This window comes from Nostoc cf. edaphicum LEGE 07299, from assembly GCF_015207245.1.
Taxonomy (GTDB): Bacteria; Cyanobacteriota; Cyanobacteriia; order Cyanobacteriales; family Nostocaceae; genus Nostoc; species Nostoc edaphicum_B.
This window is the reverse complement of sequence record NZ_JADEXF010000959.1, coordinates 1-2,702: the sequence shown is the minus strand read 5'-3', so window position 1 is coordinate 2,702 and position 2,702 is coordinate 1. Positions and strand designations below refer to the sequence as shown.

The following is a 2,702-nucleotide window of genomic DNA, read 5'->3' as shown; positions in this document are numbered from 1 at the left end:
CTTGGGTGTTGGACGGTAACTTCAGTCTTCTATTTAAAAGCGAAAGAGAGTAATAGTTTTATGGCTTACAGCGAGTTTAGTTTAGCTAAAGCAAAACAAGACTTTAGTTTAAGGACATTAGAAAAACGCAATATCTTCGCTGGTGTTTCTGAATTAACAGCGAGTAATTTACTTGTAGAAACACTCAATTATAACCTGGATATCGCTCTAGGGAGTAATACTGAAAAAGCTCGTTCTGAGTTAATTATTGCTCCCATTTTAGTTGATTTACGCCGACAATTACACGAACAAGTTAGTTTATTTTCTGGGGTAGATTTTACTGTCGATAATAGCAAAGGATTAAACGGCACTTGCGATTTTATTATTACTAAATCTCCAGAAATCCTCATTTTGACAGCACCAGTAATTACAGTTGTAGAAGCTAAAAAAGAAAATATTAATGGGGGTTTGGGTCAGTGTGCAGCGGAAATGGTAGCAGCCCAAATCTTTAATGAGCAAGCTGCAACTGAGATTAAAACAATTTACGGCGCAGTTACAACGGGTAGTATTTGGCAATTCCTGAAACTAGAAGAACAAACATTGACTATTGATTTAAGTGAATATTATCTCAAAGATGTAAACAAAATTCTTGGAATTTTAGCCAGTGGGATTTCTCAAGAAATTTAACAAAATGTCCAACAGCTTAATATCGAATTCGTGGATCTACATAAGCATTTAAAATATCAATCAAAATGCTGGCACTGACAACGATCGCACCAAAAAAGACTAGCACTCCCTGGACTGTGGGATAATCGCGATCTGCGATCGCTTGATACAATCGATTAGCTAACCCAGGCCAAGAAAATGTTACCTCTGTCAAAATCGCTCCACCTAACAGAGAAGCAAAAGTTAATCCCAAGACTGTAATCACTGGAATTAAAGCATTCTTTAAAGCGTGGGAGGCTAAAATCTTATTTTCACCAATACCTCTGGCTCTAGCAGCTTCTACATAATCTGCTTGCAAGGTTTGCTTTAAATTCACTCGCACAATTCGCTCAAAAATCCCACTGAGCAAAATTCCTAAAGTCAGACTCGGTAGAGCCAGATGGTGTAAGGATGTGAAAAACTGGGTGAAATTTCCACCGAGTAAGCTATCAATTGTATACAATCCAGTCACAGTAGTGGGAGCAGGCAAATTGGGCGGAAAGCGGTTGGAATTGGGAAACCAACCCAGCTGCACTGAGAAAATCAACTGCAAAAGCATTCCCGCCCAAAACATGGGAAGTGCGTAGGTGATGATACCAAATAAGCGCCCGCCGACATCAAAATATGTTCCAGGACGAGAAGCCGAAAGAGTCCCAACCGCAATACCGACGATGAGTGCAACCGCCATACTACATACTGCTAACTCCACCGTCGCCGGGAAATATTGCCCAATGATATCCCAAACATTCTGTCCGCGACTCATTAAAGAGGTTCCCAAGTCAAAGCGCAGTATGCTTCCCAAATAAGTTAGATACTGTAGCCACAGGGGAAGATTTAAACCGAGTTGTTTTCGCAATTCTTCTTTAGCTGCTTCTGGCGCACGTCCACCAAGAATTGCATCTGCTGGATCTCCTGGTGTTGCTCTTAACAAGAGAAATACAATAGTGATGATCGTTAATAGTTGAAGTGGCGCAAGAAGCAACCGAGTAACAATGTAATACTGTAAAGCTTTAGAACGAGACATAAGTAATTTAAAGTTTAAGATTCAAAATGCAATTTTGGGAACTATTTTAGCTATCAACTAAATATATATTAAACATGAAATTTTTATTGAATAGTCAAAAGTCAATGGTCAACAGTTATTACTAATGACCAATGACTAATGACCAATGACTACTTTTTAAGTGTCTGGTAAACCAAAATTTGGGTAGGGTTAAGTTTTACGCCATTGACACCATTTCGGGCAAATACATAGTCCTTGTTTTGCCATAAGGGAACGTAAGGTACATCAGTAGTAACTTGCGTTTGAATTTCGTTAAAAATTTTCTGACGCGCTTCGGGGTTTTGTTCTTTGCGTTGCCCATCAATCAATTTATTTATGGCTTCGTTATAGTAGAACGAACCCTGAGTTTGACTGCCTCCATCTTCGCATCCTTTCGCAGCTGAACCTTTGTCACAAGATAAAAATGGCTGGACGTAATTATCTGGATCTAAAAAGTCTGGATACCAATCAAGTAAAGCTGCTGGATACAAACCCTTGGCAATGTCTTTAAAGAAGGCAGGCCCTTCCGCTTGGGTAACTTCAAATTGAAGTATTCCATCCATTTTGACATCCACAAGAGATTTGAGTGTCTGTGCTGCCAAACTACGAGTAGGTGAACTAGAAGGATACCAAACTTGTACTTTTGCAGGATTTTCTTTGGAAAAGCCAGCAGTAGTTAATAATTTTTTAGCTTGATCGAAGTTAGCATCACCATATTTATCTTTGAATAATGGCACAGAAACTTTAAACGTTGTGGGAATCATGCTATACAGCGGATCTGCTTGACCAAGTAACACTCGCTCGTTTAAAAGTGGACGGTCAATTATGGATGCGATCGCTTGTCTTACCTCTAATTTATCTAAAGGCTTTTGATTCCGGTTTAATACCAGATAACTTACTACACTACCTTCAGCTGCGATCGCTTGCCAATCCCCTTTTTTCCCACCTTCTTCCAAACTCCGATTTTGATCTGGTT

General features: G+C 39.4%; 3 protein-coding genes. 1 reads left to right on the top strand and 2 read right to left on the bottom strand.

The window, feature by feature from the left end:
• Positions 1 to 60 precede the first annotated feature (60 nt).
• Complete coding sequence (locus IQ229_RS23135; protein WP_194047777.1) at positions 61 to 666, top strand: hypothetical protein; 606 nt, start codon at positions 61 to 63, stop codon at positions 664 to 666.
• A gap of 16 nt (positions 667 to 682) precedes the next feature.
• On the opposite strand, the gene IQ229_RS23130 is transcribed toward IQ229_RS23135, so the two are convergent.
• On the bottom strand, positions 683 to 1,708 hold the full coding sequence (locus IQ229_RS23130) for an ABC transporter permease (protein ID WP_194047775.1): 1,026 nt from the start codon (positions 1,706 to 1,708) through the stop codon (positions 683 to 685).
• 149 nt (positions 1,709 to 1,857) lie between these two features.
• Positions 1,858 to 2,702 (bottom strand): ABC transporter substrate-binding protein (locus tag IQ229_RS23125; RefSeq protein WP_228013672.1); only part of this gene is annotated, 845 nt, incomplete at its 5' end.